The following is a 19,820-nucleotide window of genomic DNA, read 5'->3' on the forward strand; positions in this document are numbered from 1 at the left end:
GAGAATACGACATGCGAGCATTGAAGATCGCGGCTACGGGCATGACCGCACAGCAGATGCGGGTTGAGACAATTTCAAACAACCTCGCGAATATGAATACAACCGGCTACAACACCCGCCGGGCCGAGTTTGCCGATCTGCACTATCAACAGATGGCGCGCGCCGGGGCGGTCAATGCCTCGGATGGAACGGTCCTTCCGACAGGTATTCAGCTGGGGTTGGGCGTGCGCCCTGCCGCCGTCACCGTACAGCTGCAACAGGGTGGGCTCTCGGCAACGGGCAGTGATCTGGATATCGCCATCGAAGGGCGAGGTTACCTTGAAGTCACCATGCCGAATGGCCAATCCGCCTTTACCCGAGACGGAAGCCTGAAACGTTCGGCCGAAGGTCTGATCGTAACTTCTGATGGCTTTGCCGTTGCCCCTGAAATTACCATTCCAGACGATGCCAGATCGATCTCGATCAATGCGGCGGGTGAGGTCTATGCCTATTTCGATGATACGGCCGAGGGGCAGTTGCTGGGCGAGTTTACGCTGGCCAGCTTCTCGAACGCCAAGGGTCTTGAGGCCATTGGTAGCAACCTCTTCAAGGAAACCGAAGCCTCGGGTGCACCGGTGGTCGGCACCCCGGGCGAAGATGGGCTGGGAACATTGCGGCAGGGCTATCTTGAGGACAGCTCTGTCGATGCGGTGCGCGAGGTCACGGAACTGATCGAAGCGCAGCGTGGCTATGAAATGAACGCCAAAGTTATTTCCGCCGTCGACCAGATGATGGGCGCGACCACGCAGGTGCGGTGATGCGCCTGTTAACCTTCATACTATGCATGATGCCGATGCCAAGCTTGGCCGAGATCGTTGTGCCGACCCGCACGATCCGCGCCAAAGAGGTCATTGTCTCATCCGACCTCGAAATCAAAACCACTGAGGTCAATGGGGCGGTTCGTAGGCCAGAGGATCTTATCGGTCAGGAGGCACGTGTTGCGCTTTATCCAGGTCGGCCAATCCGCCCTGCCGATGTCGGTCCGCCTGCGATTGTGGACCGAAACGATCTGGTGACGCTGGTGTTCGATCACGTCGCGCTATCGATCACTGCCGAAGGCCGCGCGTTGGGTCGGGGCGCAGCAGGCGAGCGTATCCGTGTCATGAATCTGGCGTCTCGCACGACAGTAACGGGCGTAATCCGTCCCGATGGACAAATTGAGGTTAAATGATGCCGAGCCTTTCGAAACCCTTGCTATTTGTCGTTCTGAGTGTTGCGGCGTGTGGACGATTGGACCACCTTGGCAAGCCGCCCAGCCTGACACCAAACACGGAATCGCCTGAGCATGTAGCGATGCTGTGGCCCGGACTACCTTTGCACAGCCAGCCTCAGCGAACCGTTGATCAGTCATCTTTGTGGAGTGGCGGTCAGCATTCCTTGCTTGGGGATCAGCGCGCGATGAAAAAAGGGGACATTCTAACGGTCGTGATCGAGCTGGATGAAAAGGCCGAAATTTCCAACGATACCAATCGATCGCGCGCGGGGTCGGAAAGCCTTGCAGTGCCGGAACTCTTCGGCCTGCCGCAGCGTGCAGGTGAACGACTACCTGAAGGGGCCTCACTTGATGATGCCGTTTCAATTGACTCCGCTTCGGTCAGCAAAGGGAAGGGATCGGTCAAACGCAAAGAGAAACTGACCTTGCGCGTGGCGGCAACGGTCGTCGACGTGCTGCCTAACGGTGTGCTTTCGATTTCTGGATCGCAAGAACTGCGGGTGAATTTCGAACTTCGGGAACTGCTGGTCTCGGGCTATGTCCGCCCCGAAGATATCTCGCGCCAGAATGAAATCACCTATGACAAGATCGCGTCAGCGCGGGTGTCTTATGGTGGCCGCGGGCAGATCACGGATGTGCAGCAACCACGCTATGGACAACAGATACTTGATACCTTGCTACCGTTCTGAGGGCCGTTCTGATGGGAAAACTACTACCGATCGTTTTTCTGGTTTTCGGCCTGGCTGCCGGTGCGGGCGCCCGGATCCTATTGTCCCCTTCCGGGGAAGCTGAAGATCTTGCGGAGGTTGGGCAAAAACCCAATGAAGACAAGAAAAACAAAACTAAACCCGGCAAAGATGATCAATCAGAAACATATGAGTATCTGAAACTCACCAAACAGTTCGTGGTCCCCGTGGTTTCTGAGGACGAGATATCGGCGCTCGTCACCATGTCCCTCAGCCTTGAGGTGAGGCCGGGGATTGCCGAAGCGTTTTATGAGATCGAGCCAAAATTAAGGGACCGGTTTCTGCAAGTTCTGTTTGATCACGCCAATATCGGCGGGTTTGACGGCGCATTCACGCGGTCAGACAACCTGACGGCTTTGCGCAATGCGTTGCTGGAGGTTGCGAGAAAGGATCTGGGCGAAGATGTCTCGCAAGTTCTGATCATGAGTGTCAGCCGACAGGATACCTGAACGGGTTGGGGTTACGATTCCTGAGCTTTAGATTGTCGCACGCGTCGCTTGTGTTCCTGCAGGCGGCGCGACAGATCGGCAACGGCCAGTTTGCGCCCAAATGCCCCACGCAATTCTTCCATTGCCGCAAGCTTTTGTGATCGCAGGCGCGCCAACTCGGTGTTCAGGTTGCGCCGTGTCAAAGATTCCCAGCCGTGCCACAACAGGTCTGCGCCGGTGACCTGATAGCCATCCGACTGTGAACTCGTCGATTTTACTTCGGCTAATTGAGAATCCAGACGCGTCAATTGCTGAAGCAACTGGGCTTCGCGCTGCAACAAAGGGTGCAATTTTTGGTGTTCCCGTTGATAAACAGCTTCGGCGACGGTCAAAAGGTTGCCCATGCGATCTTGCGTCATCCGACCTGACCCTTCGCTCGTTTGCGCATGGCTTCGGCAAACCGAATAGCAGCTGCAACGGGTCGGTAGTATTCTTCGGTAATTTCCTGTCCGATCCCGACGGTCGCGTGCAATGCGCGTGCTGTTGGTGGATCGGAATGAATAGGAATGCCTGCGTCTCCGGCCGTGGCCCTGATTGTTGCCGCGATTTCATCTACCCCTTTGGCGACGCAAACCGGAGCGCTGCCACTTGCTCGCGACCATTTCAGCGCCACCGCATAATGCGTCGGGTTGACGATCACCACATCGGCCTTGGGCACATCCGCCATCATCTGATTGGTTGCTATGTCCTGCGCGCGTTGGCGACGCTGCTGTTTGACGTGCGGATCACCCTCGGAATCCTTGGTTTCATCCTGAATTTCTTTGCGTGACATTCTGTTTTTGCGAAGGTGTTCGGCATGTTGCCACAGATAGTCGATCACGCCGATCGCCAGCGCGATCATTATGACGATAAACAGAAATTGGCTGAGTAAGTTCATCATCAACAGAATTGAGGATCTCGGGGCGGCTGCACTGGCTGTCAGAATCTCGGGCAGGTGGGCGTGCAAAAATAGGGTCAGGCATGTTCCATAGATCAACAATTTAACAAAGCTCTTGGCGAATTCGAACAACCCGCCCCGGCCAAACTTGTTCTTTGCGTTTGAGACGATCGAGATGCGTGAACCGCGTAGTTTCAGCTTTTCCGGCGCGAAGATCAGTGCGCGCTGGGCGATCAGGCTGAGCAACACCGCGACTGCCGGAACGATAAACAACGCGGCGATTGGTGCCAGAGTTGATCTCAGAATCCCAGCGACGGTAGATGTCGCGGGTCCGACGGTCAGCAAGCTTGCGAATTGATCTGATTGGTCGATCAAGACCACGAACAGAGTCCCCAGATGCTCTGCCGTGAATTGCCCCGTGAGCAAAAGTGCGACGAGCAGTCCCATGTATGCAGCCACCACCGACAGATCATTGGACTTCGCCACCTCGCCTTTTTTGCGGGCTTTTTCTAGCTTTTGCGGGGTCGCCTCAAATGACTTATCACTGTCGTCTGATGCGCTCATCTCAGCCCTCCAAGCGGGTTTTGGAGAAAGGCGAACAAAGCGTCAGACCAGGTTGCCAGGATCAATGGTGCCCCGGCGAAAAGCAGGAAAAGGCCTGCGAAAGTGATTGCTGGGGCACCGACAAAAGCGACCATGAGCTGCGGCATGGCGCGGTTAATTACGCCCAGTGCGAGGTTGTAGATCAGCGATGCGATGACAAAGGGCGTCGCCAGCGCAAAGGCCAGTCCAAAGCTGCGGGCGACTTGCGCAACGCCCCATTGCGACAGATCAGGCGCAGTTGGAAGCGCGCCCATCGGAAACAGCATATAGCTGTGGATCATGAACTGCGCTGCACGGATATGAAGGCCAAGCAATACCGCCAGCGCCAAGCCGGCCAGCGTCAGCAGATACCCCATCGCCGGGACAGGTTCTGCGGCCGCTCCGCCCAGGATCTGAGACAAAGATGTCGCTTGCGCCGCGATTGAACCTGCAGTTTGTAATGCAAGGACAAAAAGGCGCAACCCGATGCCGAGCATAAGACCGATCAAGACTTCGATGGTGATTAATCCAATCATTTTGTGAAAGCCCGGCATAACACCCGATGCGGGTATGGCGGGAATGACAATCATTGTGAAAGCAACTGCCACGCCCAGTTTGACCCGCACAGGGACGCTGCGTTCACCAAAGGCCGGTAGCAGCGAAACCAATGCGGACACACGAAGAAATACGGCGAACAGATGCCACAGGTTTTGCCCCAGATGTGGCAAAAGCTCTGACGGGACTGAGATCACGCGGGCACCGTTCCGACCAAGGCGGGGCGCGCCTCAAGCCCGATCTCTTCAAAAGACAGGACGGGGTTGGCGACGCCGCGCGCGTGCATAATGGTCCTGAGCAATCTGCGTCGGCGGGTCGTGGTTACGACCGCCGGGAACAACCCGTGATCTGCTGATTTTGCGACGCTATCGACAACTCCATCGGCCAGCTTATTGAACAGGTTGGGCGGTAGTGCCACGTCGATACCTGCGTTCGCGGCGTCGATCTGGTAGGTGGCAAATGTGTCCTCCCATTCCGGCGCGAGTTGGATCAGAGGGATCGAGCCGTCCTCGCGCTTCATGTCGGCAACCAGTTGAAAGCCCAGCCGCTGGCGGACCAGTTCGCAGATCCCTTCGGGCTGGGTGGTGGTCAATCGTGCTTCGGCAACGCTTTCAAGGATCAGCGCCATGTTCCGGATCGAGACCCGCTCGTCTAGCAACAGCCGCAGAACAGCATGCAGTGTGTCGATCGGCACCTTGTCTGGGATCAATTCGTCCAGCATTTTGCGGTTGGCTTCAGCTCGGGTCGGATCGCTGAGCCGCGTCATCTCGGACAGCAGGCGGCGAAGGGATTTCAGGGTCAAAAGGCGCGAGAAATTCTGTTTGATGATCTCAAGCAGATGGGTCGCCAGAATTTCAGGAGGGGTGACGATGGTGGCCCCATTCAGTGCGGCGACCTCCTGGTCCTTGGGCAATATCCAGCGCGCCGGGGCACCGTAGACGGGTTCGGTCACATCGGTGCCATCAGGTAGAAAGTCGTGCCCGTCCTGTACCAGTGCGAGCACGAGTTCAGAATTCAGAACACCACGCGCCTGTTCGACCCCTTGTACTTTGATCACATAAGTTCCGGTCGGAAGATCGGCGCGGTCAGTCAATCGAATTTCGGGCAGGATAAGCCCAAAGCTTGAGGCGACATAGGTCCGCATGTTGGCGATCCGCGCGTCAAGGCCGGTACCGGGATTCAGCACCATGCTGACTAGATCGGGGGCGAATTCTAAGTGAACGTCGTCGAGGTCAAGGATATCACCGATGGCCTGTGAAACCGGAGTGTCAGACTCGGCCTCGGGCGTCTGTGCCTCTGCCTCGCTGGCGTTGCGTTTTCTGAGGCCTGAATAAGCCGCATAGCCCAGTACCCCGGCCCCAAGAATGAACGGTAAGAACGGCAATCCAGGCACCAGGGCGAACAGCACCATCAGAACCGCTACGGTGCCCAACGCCGCCGGGTGGCGTCCAAGCTGCGAGAAGATCGCATTGTCGGTTGCACCCTGCGTACCGCCACGCGCCAACAGCAAGGCGGACGCAATCGAGATGATCACTGCTGGTATCTGCGACACCAACCCGTCCCCAACGGTCAGGATTGCATAGGTTTCGAAGGCGGACGATACCGGCATCCCATGCACGATGACCCCCATGACCAATCCCATCACAAGGTTGAGAAGTGTGATCAGCAACCCGGCAATCGCATCGCCTTTGACGAATTTCGACGCGCCGTCGAGCGAACCGAAAAAGGTGGTCTCCTGCTGCTCGCGCTCGCGTCGTTCTTTGGCTTGCTGGTGATCGATGGCTCCAGCCGACATGTCACTGTCGATGGCCAACTGTTTGCCTGGCATCCCGTCCAGCGCGAACCGGGCACCCACTTCGGCCATGCGGGCCGCACCCTTTGTGATGACCATGAAGTTCACGATCAGCAGAACGCCAAACACCACAAGGCCCAGAAAGATGCTGCCGCCCATGACAAACTGGGCGAAACCTTCGATCACGTCACCAGCGGCGTTGGTGCCGGTGTGCCCCTGACCGATGATCAGCTTGGTTGAGGACACGTTCAGCGACAAGCGCAACATCAGTGAGGCCAGCAAGATCGTCGGGAAGGATGAGAAATCCAGTGGCCGTTCGATGAACAGCGTCAATGTGAAGATCAGTATCGCCAGCGCAAAGGATGCCGCCAGCCCCACGTCCAGTACCCAGGCTGGCATGGGCAGGATCATCATCACGATGACCGCCATCAGCGCCAGCGCCAGCAATATGGTCGGAGAGAACAAGGTGCGGGGATCGATACGGGGCACTATCTGCTCCTAATTGAAAGCGATAAAGGCGGTGGCTGTAGAGGTTTCGGGAACCAGTGATCCCAGCGCGTTCTGGCCGACCGGATGAGCGTTCAGCGGGATGAGCGGACTGGCAGATGCTGTGAATGGATCGCGTTCGTGGGCTGTGCCCGAGCCATCCAGCTGCGCCAGGACGGTCTGAAAACGATCAGAATATGAGGCCGCAAGGTGCTGCGTGCGCGAGTGGTAGGCGCCGGCAGCGGCAGGCCATGATCCAAGCTCCGCATAAAGCTGGGCCAGAAACCGCGCCGCATAGGTTGCGTTTTCATCCGGATCGAACATCGCGTCGATCGAGCGAAAAGCCTTGCCGTGCCAGCGATAGTTGATCTGAAAGCAACCGACGTCAAAGCTGCGTACACCGGATTTGAAGATGTCGAACACGTAGGACTTTGCCTCAACCTCGGAGGCAAACCAATATCCCTGTCCTTCACGATTGACGGTCCATGGCCAGGGTTCCAGTGCTCCGTTTTGCGTGCGGCCTGTTTCTACGCGGGCAATTGCCTTTAGAACATCGAGCGGAACGTCTTCGGCCAGCGCAGCCCGTTGCGCTGCGCGGTCACAAAGAGCTGCCGTTGTCGCCGCGTCTGCGGCCTGCGCCAAAAACATAAGCGCCGCAATCAGGAGGTTTTGAATTGGCATTCTGCCGGTCCGGGATTCTGATCAGTCCGGGCCAAGCTATCCAGTTACCTGTTTACAGAGAGTTAGCGTGCCTTAGTTCCGATCAATCTTTCGACCGAAGACCACGCTGGTGTTGGTGCGCGACACGCCAGGGATGCGCGCAAGTTCATCGACCAGAATGTCGAGGTCTTCGATCCGTGGCGCTTCGGCGGAAAGCAGCAGGTCAAATTCGCCATTGATCGACAAACACAGTTTGACCTCGGGATAAGCTTCAAGCCGCTTGATGATACGTGTGGTCTCTTTCTGCTGCACTTCAAGCAGGACGATGATCTGAACGCGTGGCGTATCTTCGGTTTCGCGCAGGACGACCGAGTAACCAGCGATGACGCCCCGCTCTTCCATTCGATTGATGCGTTCATGCACCGTTGTTCGGGCGACGCCAAGCTTAGAGGCGATGAGGGTCGTCGAATCGCGTGCATTGTGTTGCAAAGCGGCGATGATGCGTCGGTCAAGCTGGTCCATTGCGGCTCCGGGTTCAGGCAACTTCGCCTCGGTTTAGGGTAGTTTGGTGTTCGGGCTCAAGGTTGGTGCGGATAACGGGGATGCAGTTCATCAATGATGATCGGATGCGCATGAGGTTTTGGCCCAGACAGGTGGGGGTGATCCTGTGGAAGGTCAGGATGATTATGGACCACCGCATTGTCTTCGCGCCGTGGCCAGGCAATGAGCACAAGAACCAGACCCAGAATCGCGGCAGTTACCATTCCGGCCATGGCCACAGTTACGCCAAAGCGGGTCATCAGCCACCCGGCCAGGGGATAAAGCACCATCCAGCAAGCATGAGACAGAGTGAACTGTGCGGCAAACACAGCGGGTCGATCTTCGGGGTGGGCGGATCGGGTCAGCAGGCGGCCCGAGGGCGTCAACGTGCTGGAGTATCCAAAGCCGACCAATAGCCAGGTCGTTGTCAGTAAGCCCAGCGTCATCGGTAGGGTGGCAGATAGCAGCGCCGCTGCTGCCATGGTGCCCGTCGCCAATGATGCACCACCCAGCATGACGCGACGCTCTGGAATGTGATCCAGAAGGCGTGGCAGTGCAAATGCCGCGAGCATCGAACCGCCACCGAACCCGGCCAGCGCGATGGCAACGGCGCTTTCAGAAAGACCAAGATCGCCGCGCACGATCACGACCGTGTTGACGATGACCATCGAACTGAGCGCGGCCGCGCTCCAACTCAGCGCCAGCAGGCCCCGCAGGCGCGGGGTTTTAAGGTAAATTCGAATGCCGCGCGTTGTGCGGTCATAGATGCCACGCGGCTGGGATGGTTTGGGTGAGGGCAAAGTTGCAGACACCACAAGCAGGGCCGAGGCGACAAAACCGATACAGGTGCCCAGAAACAGGCTGTCGAAACTGACGAACAGCAGCAAGGTGGCGGCCAGCATCGGGCTCAGCAGGCTTTCCAGATCGTAAGCCAGCCGCGACAGGGACAAGGCTTTGGTATAGTCCTGTTCGTTGGTCAGCACATCCGGGATGGTGGCCTGAAACGCGGGTGTAAATCCGGCTGAGGCGGATTGCAGCACAAAGATCAGCACGTAGACCTGCCAGATTTCGGACACGAAAGGCAGGCAGAGCGCAACCACAGCGCGCACCAGATCCAGTGCAACCAGCATCCGGCGACGATCCAGCCGCTCGGCAAAGGCAGCAGCAAGCGGGGCAACGGTGACATAGGCGATCATTTTGATCGTCAGGGCGGTGCCAAGGACCATCCCGGCGGCCTCTCCGGCCAGATCAAAGGCTAACAGCCCCAAGGCAACCGTCGCCAACCCGGTTCCGGTCAGTGCCACGACCTGCGCGGCCAACAGGTGTCTGTAGGTACGGTTTCTCAGGATGCTGAGCATTGTCGGAATTTCTCAATCGCGGTGTCGCCGATCCATAGTTCAAGTGTTGGCCACAAGGTCAAGTGGACGCTTTTCCAAGGACGGCGTTGAGTTTGCGGGCCAAACCGCCTATCTCGGGGCCGAAAGCGCACAAAGGACAATTCCGTGGCGAACCATCTGTATAAAAATGACCTGCCGGACGGGTTGGATTTGGGCCCCATCGTGGCCATCGACTGTGAAACTATGGGGCTGAATCCGCATCGGGATCGCCTGTGCGTAGTCCAGATGTCCGGAGGGGATGGCAACAGCCATATCGTTCAGGTCGAGAATGGGCAGACGCAGGCACCGAACCTTTGCGCGATGCTGGAGAACCCGAATGTTTTGAAGCTGTTCCACTTTGGTCGCTTTGATATCGCTGCGATGTATCACACCTTTGGCGCTTTGGCCGCTCCGGTCTATTGCACCAAGATCGCCAGCCGGTTGGTGCGCACCTATACTGATCGTCATGGTCTTAAGAATCTGTGTCAGGAACTGATTGGCGTCGATATCTCGAAGCAGCAGCAGATGAGCGATTGGGGCGCTGAAACGCTGACGGATGCCCAGTTGGACTATGCGGCATCGGATGTTTTGTACCTGCACCAACTGCGGGATGCACTGGACGGACGTCTGGCCCGCGAAGGCCGCACCGAAATGGCGCAGGCGTGTTTTGACTTCCTGCCAATGCGTGCGAAGCTTGACCTCGCAGGCTGGCCCGAAACCGATATTTTTGCGCACTCATGACTGACACCGAAGCATTCCTCAGAACCGCCCGGCAGGTCGTTACCGACGAAGCCCGCGCATTGGAGGTCCTTGCCGAAAGCTTGGACGAGCATTTCGCCGAAGCCGTGCAACTGATCCTGCAGGCCACTGGCCGCATCATTATCAGTGGTATCGGCAAATCCGGCCATATTGGCCACAAGATCGCGGCGACTCTGGCCAGCACTGGTACACCCGCCTATTTTGTCCATCCCGCCGAAGCCAGCCATGGTGATTTGGGCATGGTCTCGAAAGGCGATGTGGTCCTTGCGATCTCGAACTCAGGTGAAGCGCCGGAACTGGCGAACTTGCTGGCCTTTACGCGTCGCTTTGGAATTCCGCTGATCGGGTTGTCGAGCAAGCCGGAAAGCACCTTGATGAAACAGGCGGATGTGCATCTGCTTATCCCGTCACTGGGAGAGGCCTGTGGTTTTGGGATGGTGCCTTCAATCTCGACGACGCTGACCCTTGCGATGGGCGACGCGCTGGCGATTGCGCTGATGAAGTACCGGGATTTCAAACCCGAAGATTTCCGCGCTTACCACCCCGGTGGAAAGTTGGGGGCGCAACTGTCTACTGTGCGTGATCTGATGCATGAAGATTTGCCCTTGGTGACCGCTGGCACCCCGATGAGCGAGGCGCTGCTGGTCATGAGTCAGAAGAGCTTTGGTGTTGTGGGAGTCACTGATCAGGCAGGTCGTTTGCTGGGTATTGTGACCGATGGCGACCTGCGCAGGAACATGGACGGACTATTGAGCAAAAACACCGAAGAGGTGATGACCGAAAACCCAATGACCATTGCGCCAAGTGCCATGGCGGAGGAGGCGGTTGCAGTCATGAACGATCGCAAGATCACGTCACTCTTTGTGGTTGATCCTGACACAAATGGCCCAGCCTTGGGTCTGCTGCACATACATGACTGTCTGCGTGTAGGATTGGGTTAGGAAGATGGCTGAAGTTGATCGCCATTCCCGATGGGTGCAGTTCCTGAAGGTACTGCTACCGCTTGTGGCGATTTTGTTGCTGTCTTCTGTCTTTCTTCTTTCTCGCAGCGTCGACACCAATGTCTCGGTGCCGTTCAGTGATCAGGATATTGACGACCGGCTGACAGATCAGGTGGTCACGCGACCCGACTACAAAGGTGTCACCCGCAAGGGCGAGGAAATCCGCGTCGAAGCCCGAAGGGCCAGTCAGGGTGGCGATGGCGACACACCGACGGCAGCCGAAGTGCAGGGCCGCTTTGGACTAAGCAATGGGGGCGAGATCACACTCGAATCCAACACAGGCATCATCAGGCCAGACAAGGGTACTGCAACGTTTGCAGGGGATGTGGTCATCACCACCAGAGACGGCATCCAGGTCACCACCGACCTGTTGAATACGTCGCTGGATGAAATACGTGGTGATAGCCCTGGACAGATTGACGGGACCGGTCCGATTGGCGACTTTACTGCCGGAAGAATGGTGTTTGGGACCGAAAAAAAGGACGGTCCGGTTCATATTCTTTTTACAGGCGGCGTGAAGTTGATATATGAGCCGCAAAAAGCAGAAAGATAACTTGTGTTCGATTTACGTGTCGCCTTTTTGTGTCTAGCCGTGGCTGTCGGAGCCACACCTGTTTCTGCACAAGAGGCTCAGGTGGCGTTCGGCTCGGTCAATGCCGACCCGACGCTGCCGGTCGAGGTGACGTCCGAGACATTGAACGTGAATCAGGAAGATGGATCGGCCGAGTTTATCGGCAACGTCATTGTCATCCAGGGTGAGATGCGCCTGACGGCAGACCGGGTTCTTGTCATCTATAACGAAGAACGCTCGGCCATCGAACGGATGGAGGCCACCGAAAACGTGGTTCTGGTCAGTCCGCCCGACGCAGCCGAGGGCGATTGGGCAGAATACACCATCGACTCCGGCGTGATTGAGATGAAGGGCAACGTGTTGCTGACGCAGGGCCCAAGTATCATCAGCGGCGACGAGATGATTGCAAATCTGACGACGGGAACTGCGACGATGTCAGGGCGTGTCAAAACCATTCTGCAACAAGGTGGCAACTGATGAACCGGCCCGAACTCTCCATCGCTGAAGGTTCTTCCGGTCTGAAGATCGAAAAGCTACGAAAGTCTTATCGCAAGAAGACCGTCATTCGCGATGTGTCCATGGAATTGAACCGCTCCGAGGTCGTGGCGTTGCTAGGCCCGAACGGATCGGGCAAGACCACCACTTTTTATTCTGTCGCCGGTCTGGTTTTCCCCGAAGCGGGCACGGTCACGATTGATGGGCAGAGCGTCACGACCCTGCCGATGTATCGTCGTGCACGGATGGGGATCGGATATCTGCCGCAGGAGATGTCGATTTTCCGCGGGATGAGCGTTGAAGACAACATCGCTTCGGTTCTAGATATCACGGTTAAACATGCCCATCGCCGCAAGGAGCGGCTGGAAGAGCTGCTATCGGACTTTTCCATCGAACACCTGCGCCGAGCGCCTGCATTGGCATTGTCCGGCGGGGAACGCCGCCGGGTCGAAATTGCGCGCTGTCTGGCCGCCGATCCGAAATATCTGCTGTTGGACGAACCATTTGCGGGTGTCGACCCGATCAGTGTCGGTGATATCCGGCATCTGGTGGCCGATCTGAAAAAGCGTGGCATCGGAGTGCTGATCACGGATCATAACGTCCGGGAAACGCTGGAGATTGTGGATCGGGCCTATATCTTGCATGACGGCCAGGTTTTGATGTCAGGCACGCCCGATGAAGTTGTCGAAAACGAAAATGTTCGCCGGGTCTATCTGGGTGAAAACTTCCGTATTTCATAAGGTTGTGCGGAGATGCGCCTGATGCATGACGGAAATCACGTATATACACACCTGTTTTGATTGACTCTTCCCTCACCTCTTGGCTCAATTGGCATATGGCATTTCTTCGGTTCCAAACTGGATCTCGATCTCCCTTCGTTGAAGGGCCGGGCCAACGGCAACCGCAGACCATGCCGATACCCCCCACCCGATAAAAACAAGTCAGTCGCGTTACGCGACGTCAGAATGGGTGTGAATTGTGAAGGAGATCACATGCGTTACCAAATCAGCGGAAAACAGATCGACATCGGTGCGGCCCTGCAGACCCATGTGCAGACCGAACTGGGCGAGGTCGTGGGCAAATATGCCCAGCGGCCTACAGACGCCAACGTCGTCTTTTCCCGTTCGGCGCATGAATATGTATGCGAAACCACCGTGCATCTGTCGACCGGCCTGACCGCACAGGCCAAGGCGCACGCGACCGAGATTTACGCGGCATTCGAAGGCTGCTGCGACAAGATGGAGACACAACTGCGACGCTATAAGCGCCGCCTGAAAGACCACCACAAGGATCGGTCCGAGCCGGTTGAACTCTTTGGCGCGTCCTCTTATATCCTCGCCTCTGACGAATCGGAGACGGCAGACGAACCCGAATCGCTGCAGCCTATGATCGTGGCTGAGATGGAAACCAAGATCCCATCGCTCAGTGTTGGTGAAGCCGTCATGCAGATGGAACTCGCTGGTGCTCCGGTACTGGTTTTCCGAAATGAGAACAAGGACGGATTGAATGTCGTTTATCGCCGCGAGGACGGCAATATCGGTTGGATCGATCCGTAACAGGCAAGACTAATCGGCCTGCCCCCGAATAGCCGGGGGCACGGCTTAGGAGCAAAATGATGGAGCTTTCGAGCATTCTAAAGCCAGAAGCGGTGCGTGTACTGTCCGCTGCTTCCAGCAAGAAGCGTTTGTTTCAGGAAATTGGCGATGTCGGCGCCGCGACGCTTGGGCTGGATGCTCAGACGATCGTAGACAGCCTGCTTGAGAGGGAGAGCCTTGGCCCAACTGGTGTTGGACATGGTGTTGCACTTCCGCACGCACGGCTTTCCGAACTAGAATCGGTTTCGGGTGTGTTTGTCATGCTGGAAAAGCCCATCGACTTCGGTTCGGTCGACCGTCAGCCGGTCGATTTGGCGTTTTCCCTGTTTGCGCCAGAAGAGGCGGGGGTTGAACACCTTAAGGCGCTGGCGTTGGTCTCGCGCACGCTGCGCGAGCAATCGGTCTGCGCCAAGCTGCGGGCCAACCCTGACCCGGTAAAGCTGTATGCCATTCTGACTGAAGCGCAATCGATGCAAGCTGCCTGATTGGCCCACTTATCAACAAAAAAAGCCCCCGATTTGTCGGGGGCTTATTTTGTTTCTTTAGCTGGCGTGATCAGCCGCCGGATCCCATTTCCAGCGTCCACCAGATCTTGCCACCGCCTTCTTGGTGCCAGGCGAATCCCATCTGGGTGGCGCGCGGGTCCATGATCACAGCACGAGGACCGGGTTCCTGCATCCATGCGGCCAGCGTTTCGGTCTCGGTCTCAAAGGTTTCCGAGATCGCTTCACCCAGGAATGTACCGAAGTAACCGGCGCGCGCCGCGCGATCCAACGGAGACGAACCGTCCGAACCGAAATGCCATGGCCGATTCTGTCGCGCCATGTCTTTCGCATGAGTGGCGGCAGCTGCATTCAGTTGCGAGTTCAATTGGACCTGTTGCAGGCCAGATGCTTGCCGCAAGGCATTCACCGAATCCAGCATTCTGAACTGCAGCTTTTCAGGGTTGCCACGAATTTTGTACACAGATGGCAGCGGCCTGCCATCGGCGCCAATAGCGGATGTGCCCGAATCGGTACATGCCGCAAGTGCGACAAAACAAATCGCTAGTAGAGAAAGAATACGTGTCATGATCGGCCTAAATATTGTGTCGAGAAGGGAAATAGCCTGCTTGACCGCCCGGAGCAAACCTACAATGCCCCAACCTTGCGTGATTCTGCCGGTTTGATTTGCGACTGAAGCATTCTGGCCATAAAATGCCTTAGATTTTGCATTTGCTGTTAGCAGAGGACCGATCTCCATGGTCAAGAAACATATTCTTACATCGACGCGCCGGGGATTCCTGGCCGGTGCAACCGCTAGCTTGGCCTCGCCTGCGTTGGCTCAGTATATTCCGGGCGACCCGCTACGCCCTGCCCCGGAACCGGAAGCTCCGGTACGCCGCAATGTGTCGGGATTCCGTGCGCTGGACTGGCAGCCCTATTTTTCGAACACAAGAAACGGTGCCATTCTGGTGGATACCGTATCCAGAGCGCTGCATTATTGGTCAGATGATCAATCCGTATACAAACTGTACCCCTCTTCGGTGCCTCTGACCGAGGAATTGACCCGTCGCGGACGCACCAGTGTCATTCGCAAGGTGGAAGGCCCAAGCTGGTCACCGACGCCATCGATGAAGAAGCGCAACCCTGAATGGCCGGATTATATTCCGCCGGGTCCTGATAACCCGCTGGGAACACACGCTTTATATCTGAGCTGGAAGTATTATCGCATCCATGGCACCCACGATACGCGTAAAATTGGACGCCGGTCGTCGAACGGGTGCATTGGCTTGTTCAACGATGACATCGCCGAACTGTTTTCTATGGCCAAGGTCGGCACGCAAGTGTTGCTAATTTGACGACATTTTCGCGCACGAACCCGCTTGCGGGACAAGTTGCAATTGCAATCCGCCTGCATTGCTGATTAGAAAAACTCACGAGGTAAGTCTTAGATGCGTGGTTTCGCTATTGGGAATCGCGCAAATTCTGGAGGTTAATATGAAGAAACTCGTTCTCGCTGCTGCTCTGACTGCTGCTGCTTCGACCGCATATGCTGGCAACCTGGAAGAGCCGGTTGTTGAAGCACCTGTTGTTGTCGAAGAGACCCAAGGTTCGTCGCAGGGCATCATCCTGCCGCTGATCCTGCTGGTTGTTGTTGCCGCAGCTGTTGCAGCAAGCTAAGTCGACGAGACTTTATGCACTTAAAAGGCGGTGGTGCAAACCACCGCCTTTTTTCGTGTCTGGTGAAAGCGCGCGACTAGTCTAACCAACCACGCAGATTGTCTTCGATCACTTTACTCAGCGCGGCGATATGCGAATCATCGTCGTTAAGGCAAGGGATATAGGTGAACGATTCACCACCCGCCTCTTCGAAGCTCTCTTTGATCTCTTCGTTGATCTCTTCCAGCGTCTCAATGCAATCGGCAGAGAAGGCAGGTGCGATGACGGCGATGTTCTTCTTACCCTGACGCGCCAGATCAGCCACGTGATCGACGGTGTAGGGCTTCAGCCATTCTTCAGGTCCAAAGCGCGATTGAAAGGTCGAGATCAGCTGATCATCCGTCCATCCCAGACGCTCTTTCAGTAGCCTTGATGTTTTCACGCATTGGCAGTGGTAGGGGTCCCCTTGCTGCAAATAGCGCTGGGGCATACCGTGATACGAGCAGACCAGGACATCCGGTTTTGTCTCCATATTTGCATAGGCGCGCTCGACAGAGCTCGCCAAGGCATCGATATAGGCAGGTTCGTCGAAATAGGCCGGAACAGTTCGGCTGGCAGGCTGCCATGTCTCTTTCATCAACGCGCGGAAGAACTGATCATTTGCTGTAGCAGTCGTGGCACCGGCATATTGCGGGTAGAGCGGGAAGAACAGGATGCGATCACAGCCTTCTTCTACCATCTCCCGGACCTTCGACGGAGTTGAAGGATTGCCGTAACGCATGCAAAAATCCAGCATCACCCGATCGCCATACCGCTGCTGCATCGCTGCGCGCAGCTTGGCAGTCTGATCTTTGGTGATCGTCATCAACGGGCTTTCGCCCTTATCGTGATTCCAGATTGACTTGTACGCCTCACCCGAACTGAAAGGCCGCTTGGTCAGAATGATGCTTTGCAGAATCGGCTGCCACTTCCACGCCGGGTAGTCGATCACGCGCTTGTCCGACAGGAACTCGTTCAGATACCGCCGCATAGGCCAATAACTGTAGTCATCTGGAGTTCCCAGATTAGCCAGCAGGATGCCGACGCGGCCCATCTTGACCTTGGGATGGTCTGCAGGGGCATGGGTTGGACGAGTGGCATCAAACATTGAAAGCTTCCTGATTTGTGGTGTCTGGCCTGAGATATAGGGAAAAGGCCGGTCGTCAATCGGGCAGTTTGCCCTCATCCGTACCTAGCGCATCAGCCAGCCGCATCTTGGCGGATCCCGGACGCAAAGGTTTGGGTTGGCTGTCATCGGGGGCCCAGCCCGTCAGACAGATCAATTCAAATGTTGCCGCCAGGCGGCCCTGTGGCGATTTGTAATGTCCGGCATAGATGTCTTGCGCTTTGTCAAAAACAGCACGTCGGGTCGCGTGTTTCAGGCGATCGGCCAATGCGTTGGTTTCTCCCATTGCACGCAGGTCACGCATCAGATGCAGCAGATCGCGGTATTCCGCAGACAGTGTCGCCTTGTCGGCGACGGGCAAAGCCAGCCCGGCCCGCTGCAGCAGCCCCCCCAGATCACGAAGCTCGGCCATGGGAGCAATACGGGGGCTGAGACCGCCAGTCACCTCGATCTCGGCTTGACCCAAGGCCGCGCGTAATTCCTGAAGGGTGTCGCCCCCTAAACATACCGCTAACAGCAATCCGTCGGATTTTAGGGCGCGATGGCATTGGATCAGTTGGCCGACCGGGTCGTTTGCCCAATGCAGTGCCATCGCATGTATCAAGAGATCATGCTCTCCTGGAGTTAGGTCGAGAACATCTTCATCCCTGATCACCCGAGCCTCGGGCCACAACCCCTCCCAGATATGGGGGAAGGGGGTCACGACGGCGGGCGCCTTAAAGGTTTTGTTAACCATGGACAGACGATCCTGCACTTCGTCAACGGCGGCACGGTGCAGGAAAAGCGCCTCGTCCCGCACGCGGCTGCGGTGAAGCGCAAGGACGGCGCGGTCAAACAGAGAGGGTGCAGTGTCGGACGGAAGCTTCATAAGCCGCAAGTATCGCATTCGTCAGGGGATTCAAACAGCTGTCGAGATGATCTACCCACCGCGTTGCTTGTCCTGCGGAGCACTGACCGAATCCGATTTTGGCCTCTGCGGTGCATGCTGGCGCGACACGCCGTTCATCGGTGGCACCGTCTGCGAAAGCTGCGGCATGCCACTTCCCGGCGCGCAGGACGGACACCGGATTGAATGTGATGACTGCCTCAGGGCACCGCGCGCGTGGCAGCATGGTCGGGCAGCGTTGCAGTATCAGGGGGGCGCGAAGGCACTTATACTTGCCTTTAAGCACGGGGATCGGCCTGAGCTGGCCCGCCCTGCCGCCCGCTGGATGGCCCAAGCCGGGCAAGAGCTGTTGCACCCGAACATGCTGATCGCACCGGTTCCGCTGCACTGGACCCGGCTGATCAAGCGTCGCTACAATCAATCGGCGCTGCTGGCGGGGCATCTGGGCCGGGAAGCGGAGTTGAGTGTCTGCCCCGATCTTCTGGTACGCACGGTACGCACCCCTGTTCTGGATGGAAAAACTGCAGTTGAGCGATCCCTTGCGTTGTCCAACGCCATATCCCTGCACCGAAAACGTGCTCCCATGATCAGAGGCCGGGATATTCTTCTGGTCGATGATGTTATGACCTCGGGTGCGACGTTGGACGCCTGCGCGCGTGTCTGTCGCGCGTCAGGGGCAAATCATATTTTCGTGTTGGTACTGGCGCGCGTTGCCAAGGATGCCTAATTCGCCCAAGAATGTGCGAAACCCAAAGGGACGGAATATGAAGCCGGTAGAAATCTACACCTCGCCGCTGTGCGGCTTTTGTCATGCGGCCAAGCGGTTGTTGAAACAGAAAGGCGTCGAATTCAAGGAAATCGACGTGCTGATGCATCCGAAACGCAAACCTGAAATGATCCAGCGCGCGTCAGGAAAACGCACTGTGCCGCAGATTTTTGTGGGTACCACCCATGTTGGTGGGTGCGACGATCTTTATGAGCTTGAACGTCAGGGCAAGCTGGATCGCCTGCTGGCGGCTTGATGAAAACCGCTTTGCTGCAGATCACCGCGTCGGATGATCCGACCGAGAATCTGGACATGGTGCGAACCATGATGGCCGATGCGGCTGCGCAAGGTGCGCAGTTCATTCTGACGCCTGAGGTCACGAATTGCGTCTCAACCAGCACCACTCGGCAGCGCGAGGTTTTGCAGCATGAAGAAGACGATATCACTCTGGCGGGCCTTGGCGAACAGGCCGCCAATTTGGGTGTGTGGCTGCTGATCGGGTCACTAGCGATCAAAACGCATGATGCCGATCGCCGCTTTGCCAACCGTAGCTTCATGATCGACCCGCAGGGGCAGATCGTGGCGCGGTATGACAAGATTCACATGTTCGACGTGCAGGTCACGGAATCCGAGACCTTCCGCGAATCGAAGAACTACCGCCCCGGTCAGAAAGCGGTGATTGCCGACACCGATTTCGGTAAAGTCGGCCTGACCATCTGCTATGATATTCGATTTCCCCACCTGTATGCCGCTTTGGCGCAGGCAGGCGCGCGGATTCTCACCGTCCCGGCGGCGTTTTCGCCGGTCACCGGTGCGGCCCATTGGGAAGCACTGCTGCGCGCGCGGGCCATTGAGACAGGCTGCTGGGTGTTGGCCCCGGCCCAGACGGGCGAACATCCGAAGACACGCGGAAAGATCCGTTATACCCACGGCCACAGCATGGTTGTCGCCCCGTGGGGAGAGGTTCTGATCGACGCAGGCACCGATCCGGGCATTCACTTTTTTGATTTGGATGATAGGTCTGTTACAGAGGCGCGACGACGCGTGCCTTCACTAACACATGTCCGCCCCTTTGACGGACCCTGAT

The 19,820-nt window shown here is 56.9% G+C and carries 26 protein-coding genes; 16 read left to right on the top strand and 10 right to left on the bottom strand.

The annotated features are described in order from the left end of the window. Window positions 1-11: 11 nt before the first annotated feature. The 4 genes from flgG to I5192_RS17955 are packed head-to-tail and all read left to right on the top strand — an operon-like array spanning window position 12 to window position 2,447. Window positions 12-797, top strand: a complete 786-nt coding sequence (gene flgG / locus I5192_RS17940) for a flagellar basal-body rod protein FlgG (RefSeq protein WP_170408683.1) — start codon at window positions 12-14, stop codon at window positions 795-797. After that, window positions 797-1,210 (top strand): flagellar basal body P-ring formation chaperone FlgA, encoded by a 414-nt coding sequence (gene flgA, locus I5192_RS17945; protein ID WP_170395279.1) that lies wholly within the window; start codon window positions 797-799, stop codon window positions 1,208-1,210. The genes flgG and flgA overlap by 1 nt, the downstream gene beginning before the upstream one ends. After that, window positions 1,210-1,941, top strand: a complete 732-nt coding sequence (gene flgH / locus I5192_RS17950) for a flagellar basal body L-ring protein FlgH (RefSeq protein WP_170395282.1) — start codon at window positions 1,210-1,212, stop codon at window positions 1,939-1,941. Before flgA ends, flgH begins: the two co-directional genes overlap by 1 nt. 11 nt (window positions 1,942-1,952) lie before the next feature. Beyond that, entirely contained in the window at window positions 1,953-2,447 is a 495-nt protein-coding gene (locus I5192_RS17955; RefSeq protein WP_223117448.1) for a flagellar basal body-associated FliL family protein, read from the top strand. Window positions 2,448-2,458: 11 nt separating this feature from the next. On the opposite strand, the gene I5192_RS17960 is transcribed toward I5192_RS17955, so the two are convergent. From I5192_RS17960 to I5192_RS17990, 7 genes are all read right to left on the bottom strand, one after another. Then, complete coding sequence (locus tag I5192_RS17960; protein WP_255611995.1) at window positions 2,459-2,830, bottom strand: hypothetical protein; 372 nt, start codon at window positions 2,828-2,830, stop codon at window positions 2,459-2,461. 11 nt (window positions 2,831-2,841) lie between these two features. Beyond that, the gene (gene flhB, locus I5192_RS17965; RefSeq protein ID WP_223117449.1) at window positions 2,842-3,927 is read right to left on the bottom strand and encodes a flagellar type III secretion system protein FlhB; all 1,086 of its coding nucleotides are present in this window, start codon (window positions 3,925-3,927) and stop codon (window positions 2,842-2,844) included. Further along, the gene (locus I5192_RS17970; protein WP_170395294.1) at window positions 3,924-4,697 is read right to left on the bottom strand and encodes a flagellar biosynthetic protein FliR; all 774 of its coding nucleotides are present in this window, start codon (window positions 4,695-4,697) and stop codon (window positions 3,924-3,926) included. The genes flhB and I5192_RS17970 overlap by 4 nt, the downstream gene beginning before the upstream one ends. Next, window positions 4,694-6,781 carry a flagellar biosynthesis protein FlhA gene (flhA, locus tag I5192_RS17975; protein WP_170515397.1) on the bottom strand — a complete coding sequence of 696 codons (2,088 nt, stop codon included), beginning with the start codon at window positions 6,779-6,781 and terminating at the stop codon, window positions 4,694-4,696. Before flhA ends, I5192_RS17970 begins: the two co-directional genes overlap by 4 nt. A gap of 9 nt (window positions 6,782-6,790) precedes the next feature. After that, window positions 6,791-7,459: a transglycosylase SLT domain-containing protein gene (locus I5192_RS17980; RefSeq protein WP_223117450.1), complete on the bottom strand. Its 669-nt coding sequence runs from the start codon at window positions 7,457-7,459 to the stop codon at window positions 6,791-6,793. Window positions 7,460-7,531: 72 nt separating this feature from the next. Further along, complete coding sequence (locus tag I5192_RS17985; protein WP_170613652.1) at window positions 7,532-7,960, bottom strand: Lrp/AsnC family transcriptional regulator; 429 nt, start codon at window positions 7,958-7,960, stop codon at window positions 7,532-7,534. A 56-nt stretch (window positions 7,961-8,016) separates the two neighbouring features. Continuing rightward, window positions 8,017-9,336, bottom strand: a complete 1,320-nt coding sequence (locus I5192_RS17990; RefSeq protein WP_223117451.1) for an MFS transporter — start codon at window positions 9,334-9,336, stop codon at window positions 8,017-8,019. Window positions 9,337-9,480: 144 nt separating this feature from the next. Between I5192_RS17990 and I5192_RS17995 the strand changes: the two genes are divergently transcribed. The 7 genes from I5192_RS17995 (at window position 9,481) to I5192_RS18025 (ending at window position 14,260) form a co-directional block, all read left to right on the top strand. Beyond that, complete coding sequence (locus I5192_RS17995; RefSeq protein WP_223117452.1) at window positions 9,481-10,095, top strand: ribonuclease D; 615 nt, start codon at window positions 9,481-9,483, stop codon at window positions 10,093-10,095. Continuing rightward, window positions 10,092-11,054, top strand: a complete 963-nt coding sequence (locus I5192_RS18000; protein ID WP_223117453.1) for an SIS domain-containing protein — start codon at window positions 10,092-10,094, stop codon at window positions 11,052-11,054. The genes I5192_RS17995 and I5192_RS18000 overlap by 4 nt, the downstream gene beginning before the upstream one ends. Window positions 11,055-11,058: 4 nt before the next feature. Beyond that, window positions 11,059-11,667 (top strand): hypothetical protein, encoded by a 609-nt coding sequence (locus I5192_RS18005; RefSeq protein WP_170408672.1) that lies wholly within the window; start codon window positions 11,059-11,061, stop codon window positions 11,665-11,667. A 3-nt stretch (window positions 11,668-11,670) separates the two neighbouring features. Next, a complete protein-coding gene (locus I5192_RS18010) occupies window positions 11,671-12,162 on the top strand; it encodes an LptA/OstA family protein (RefSeq protein WP_255611996.1) in 492 nt (163 codons plus the stop codon). After that, window positions 12,162-12,920 (top strand): LPS export ABC transporter ATP-binding protein, encoded by a 759-nt coding sequence (gene lptB, locus I5192_RS18015; RefSeq protein WP_170395315.1) that lies wholly within the window; start codon window positions 12,162-12,164, stop codon window positions 12,918-12,920. The genes I5192_RS18010 and lptB overlap by 1 nt, the downstream gene beginning before the upstream one ends. Before the next feature lie 252 nt (window positions 12,921-13,172). Then, the gene (gene hpf / locus I5192_RS18020) at window positions 13,173-13,736 is read left to right on the top strand and encodes a ribosome hibernation-promoting factor, HPF/YfiA family (RefSeq protein WP_039541074.1); all 564 of its coding nucleotides are present in this window, start codon (window positions 13,173-13,175) and stop codon (window positions 13,734-13,736) included. A 59-nt stretch (window positions 13,737-13,795) separates the two neighbouring features. Then, complete coding sequence (locus I5192_RS18025) at window positions 13,796-14,260, top strand: PTS sugar transporter subunit IIA (RefSeq protein ID WP_170395318.1); 465 nt, start codon at window positions 13,796-13,798, stop codon at window positions 14,258-14,260. A gap of 70 nt (window positions 14,261-14,330) precedes the next feature. Here the strand turns inward: I5192_RS18025 and I5192_RS18030 are convergent, their stop codons facing one another. Further along, complete coding sequence (locus I5192_RS18030; RefSeq protein WP_255611997.1) at window positions 14,331-14,846, bottom strand: CAP domain-containing protein; 516 nt, start codon at window positions 14,844-14,846, stop codon at window positions 14,331-14,333. 169 nt (window positions 14,847-15,015) lie between these two features. On the opposite strand from I5192_RS18030, the gene I5192_RS18035 reads away from it, so the two are divergent. Both I5192_RS18035 and I5192_RS18040 read left to right on the top strand, forming a co-directional pair. Then, window positions 15,016-15,615: a L,D-transpeptidase gene (locus I5192_RS18035; RefSeq protein ID WP_170395325.1), complete on the top strand. Its 600-nt coding sequence runs from the start codon at window positions 15,016-15,018 to the stop codon at window positions 15,613-15,615. A 139-nt stretch (window positions 15,616-15,754) separates the two neighbouring features. Further along, on the top strand, window positions 15,755-15,937 hold the full coding sequence (locus I5192_RS18040; protein ID WP_010442520.1) for a hypothetical protein: 183 nt from the start codon (window positions 15,755-15,757) through the stop codon (window positions 15,935-15,937). A gap of 76 nt (window positions 15,938-16,013) precedes the next feature. On the opposite strand, the gene hemH is transcribed toward I5192_RS18040, so the two are convergent. Beyond that, window positions 16,014-17,063, bottom strand: coding sequence for a ferrochelatase (gene hemH / locus I5192_RS18045; protein WP_170515693.1), 1,050 nt, complete (start codon window positions 17,061-17,063; stop codon window positions 16,014-16,016). Between the two features lie 55 nt (window positions 17,064-17,118). After that, window positions 17,119-17,949, bottom strand: a complete 831-nt coding sequence (locus tag I5192_RS18050) for an SAM-dependent methyltransferase (protein ID WP_223117454.1) — start codon at window positions 17,947-17,949, stop codon at window positions 17,119-17,121. A gap of 46 nt (window positions 17,950-17,995) precedes the next feature. Here I5192_RS18050 and I5192_RS18055 point away from each other — a divergent pair, with 46 nt between their 5' ends. The 3 genes from I5192_RS18055 to I5192_RS18065 are packed head-to-tail and all read left to right on the top strand — an operon-like array spanning window position 17,996 to window position 19,819. Further along, window positions 17,996-18,694, top strand: coding sequence for a ComF family protein (locus tag I5192_RS18055; protein ID WP_223117455.1), 699 nt, complete (start codon window positions 17,996-17,998; stop codon window positions 18,692-18,694). 37 nt (window positions 18,695-18,731) lie between these two features. Continuing rightward, the gene (grxC, locus tag I5192_RS18060) at window positions 18,732-18,989 is read left to right on the top strand and encodes a glutaredoxin 3 (RefSeq protein ID WP_223117456.1); all 258 of its coding nucleotides are present in this window, start codon (window positions 18,732-18,734) and stop codon (window positions 18,987-18,989) included. Further along, the gene (locus tag I5192_RS18065; protein ID WP_223117457.1) at window positions 18,989-19,819 is read left to right on the top strand and encodes a carbon-nitrogen hydrolase family protein; all 831 of its coding nucleotides are present in this window, start codon (window positions 18,989-18,991) and stop codon (window positions 19,817-19,819) included. Before grxC ends, I5192_RS18065 begins: the two co-directional genes overlap by 1 nt. Window position 19,820: the final 1 nt, after the last annotated feature.

Origin of the sequence: Ruegeria sp. SCSIO 43209 (genome assembly GCF_019904295.1) — a bacterium.
Taxonomy (GTDB): Bacteria; Pseudomonadota; Alphaproteobacteria; order Rhodobacterales; family Rhodobacteraceae; genus Ruegeria.

Excerpts from the sequence above, each read along its gene's own strand:
- flgG (WP_170408683.1), top strand. The coding sequence starts at position 12 with ATGCGAGCATTGAAGATCGCGGCTACGGGCATGACCGCACAGCAGATG.
- flgA (WP_170395279.1), top strand. The coding sequence starts at position 797 with ATGCGCCTGTTAACCTTCATACTATGCATGATGCCGATGCCAAGCTTG.
- flgH (WP_170395282.1), top strand. The coding sequence starts at position 1,210 with ATGCCGAGCCTTTCGAAACCCTTGCTATTTGTCGTTCTGAGTGTTGCG.
- I5192_RS17955 (WP_223117448.1), top strand. The coding sequence starts at position 1,953 with ATGGGAAAACTACTACCGATCGTTTTTCTGGTTTTCGGCCTGGCTGCC.
- I5192_RS17960 (WP_255611995.1), bottom strand. The coding sequence starts at position 2,830 with ATGGGCAACCTTTTGACCGTCGCCGAAGCTGTTTATCAACGGGAACAC.
- flhB (WP_223117449.1), bottom strand. The coding sequence starts at position 3,927 with ATGAGCGCATCAGACGACAGTGATAAGTCATTTGAGGCGACCCCGCAA.
- I5192_RS17980 (WP_223117450.1), bottom strand. The coding sequence starts at position 7,459 with ATGCCAATTCAAAACCTCCTGATTGCGGCGCTTATGTTTTTGGCGCAG.
- I5192_RS17985 (WP_170613652.1), bottom strand. The coding sequence starts at position 7,960 with ATGGACCAGCTTGACCGACGCATCATCGCCGCTTTGCAACACAATGCA.
- I5192_RS17990 (WP_223117451.1), bottom strand. The coding sequence starts at position 9,336 with ATGCTCAGCATCCTGAGAAACCGTACCTACAGACACCTGTTGGCCGCG.
- I5192_RS18000 (WP_223117453.1), top strand. The coding sequence starts at position 10,092 with ATGACTGACACCGAAGCATTCCTCAGAACCGCCCGGCAGGTCGTTACC.
- I5192_RS18005 (WP_170408672.1), top strand. The coding sequence starts at position 11,059 with ATGGCTGAAGTTGATCGCCATTCCCGATGGGTGCAGTTCCTGAAGGTA.
- lptB (WP_170395315.1), top strand. The coding sequence starts at position 12,162 with ATGAACCGGCCCGAACTCTCCATCGCTGAAGGTTCTTCCGGTCTGAAG.
- hpf (WP_039541074.1), top strand. The coding sequence starts at position 13,173 with ATGCGTTACCAAATCAGCGGAAAACAGATCGACATCGGTGCGGCCCTG.
- I5192_RS18025 (WP_170395318.1), top strand. The coding sequence starts at position 13,796 with ATGGAGCTTTCGAGCATTCTAAAGCCAGAAGCGGTGCGTGTACTGTCC.
- I5192_RS18030 (WP_255611997.1), bottom strand. The coding sequence starts at position 14,846 with ATGACACGTATTCTTTCTCTACTAGCGATTTGTTTTGTCGCACTTGCG.
- I5192_RS18035 (WP_170395325.1), top strand. The coding sequence starts at position 15,016 with ATGGTCAAGAAACATATTCTTACATCGACGCGCCGGGGATTCCTGGCC.
- I5192_RS18040 (WP_010442520.1), top strand. The coding sequence starts at position 15,755 with ATGAAGAAACTCGTTCTCGCTGCTGCTCTGACTGCTGCTGCTTCGACC.
- hemH (WP_170515693.1), bottom strand. The coding sequence starts at position 17,063 with ATGTTTGATGCCACTCGTCCAACCCATGCCCCTGCAGACCATCCCAAG.
- I5192_RS18050 (WP_223117454.1), bottom strand. The coding sequence starts at position 17,949 with ATGAAGCTTCCGTCCGACACTGCACCCTCTCTGTTTGACCGCGCCGTC.
- I5192_RS18055 (WP_223117455.1), top strand. The coding sequence starts at position 17,996 with ATGATCTACCCACCGCGTTGCTTGTCCTGCGGAGCACTGACCGAATCC.
- grxC (WP_223117456.1), top strand. The coding sequence starts at position 18,732 with ATGAAGCCGGTAGAAATCTACACCTCGCCGCTGTGCGGCTTTTGTCAT.
- I5192_RS18065 (WP_223117457.1), top strand. The coding sequence starts at position 18,989 with ATGAAAACCGCTTTGCTGCAGATCACCGCGTCGGATGATCCGACCGAG.